1 protein-coding gene is annotated in these 1,235 nt (G+C 54.2%); it reads left to right on the top strand.

Features of this window, described 5'->3' with window-relative positions; translation table 11 throughout:
• Positions 1 to 64: 64 nt before the first annotated feature.
• A protein-coding gene (locus ABIB24_RS26740; protein WP_354317722.1) for an IS3 family transposase occupies positions 65 to 1,215 on the top strand; the annotation gives its coding sequence in 2 pieces (ribosomal slippage) (positions 65 to 308 and positions 308 to 1,215; 1,152 coding nt in all).
• Positions 1,216 to 1,235: the final 20 nt, after the last annotated feature.

Raw genomic sequence — 1,235 nt, 5'->3', positions numbered from 1 at the left:
CTGAATCGCCCCTGGTTTCCTAGACACCTCCAAGCCTCATAATGAGGCCCAAATAGGAGGTGCCATGAGTCGTCAGCGTTACCCCGAAGAATTCAAGATCGAAGCGGTCAAGCAAGTGACCGAAAAAGGCAAACCTGTCGCCGATGTCGCCCAGCGCCTGGGCATGTCCGTGCATAGCCTTTACGCCTGGATCAAGGTCTACAGCAAGCCCCAAGAGCAGCGTCAGCAAGACGACGATCAGCAGGCCGAACTGCGCAAGCTGCGCGCTGAACTCAAGCGCGTGACGGAAGAGCGAGACATCTTAAAGAAGGCCGCCGCGTACTTTGCCAAGGAGTGCGGCTGAAGTACGCCTTCATCAAGAAGCACTCGACGGATTACCCGGTACGTCGCCTTTGCCAAACCCTCAAGGTGCATCCCAGCGGCTACTACGCCTGGCTGGCTGAGCCTCAGTCTGCCCGAGCCCAAGAAGACCAACGTCTGCTTGGCTTGATCAAACACGCTTGGCTAGAAAGCGGAGGTGTATACGGCTACCGCAAAATTCACGATGACCTACGTGAGCTGGGAGAGGAATGCGGACGAAATCGAGTCGGGCGCTTGATGCAGGCGGAGGGGCTGCGTTCGCAAACGGGCTATCGGCGGCGTCCAGGGTTTTACGGTGGAAAACCAACAGTGGCCTCGCCCAACCACCTCGCGCGGCAGTTCAAGGTCAGTGAGCCGAACAAGGTCTGGGTGACAGATATCACTTACATCCGCACCTATGAAGGATGGCTCTATCTGGCGGTAGTGCTGGATCTGTTCTCACGCCAAGTAATTGGTTGGTCAATGAAGCCAAGGATGTGCAGCGACCTGGCTATCGACGCAATGTTGATGGCTGTGTGGCGACGTAAGCCACAGCAGCAAGTGATGATTCACTCAGATCAAGGTAGTCAGTTCAGTAGCTCAGATTGGCAAAGCTTCTTGAAGGCTAACAATGTAATCAGCAGCATGAGCCGGCGGGGAAACTGCCACGACAATGCCGTAGCCGAGAGCTTTTTCCAGCTTTTGAAGCGGGAGCGAATCCGACGAAAGATCTACACAACCCGTGAAGAAGCCCGAAGTGATATTTTCGATTACATCGAAATGTTCTATAACCCTAAACGCCGACACAGCAGTGCTATGCAGCTGTCTCCAATAGAATATGAGAAACGCTATTTCCTGAGCTTGGAGAGTGTCTAGGAAACCAGGGGCGATTCAAA

Origin of the sequence: Pseudomonas sp. UYEF17, assembly GCF_040546125.1 — a bacterium.
GTDB classification, from domain to species: Bacteria; Pseudomonadota; Gammaproteobacteria; order Pseudomonadales; family Pseudomonadaceae; genus Aquipseudomonas; species Aquipseudomonas putida_Z.
This window is presented reverse-complemented; position numbering and strand designations above follow the sequence as displayed.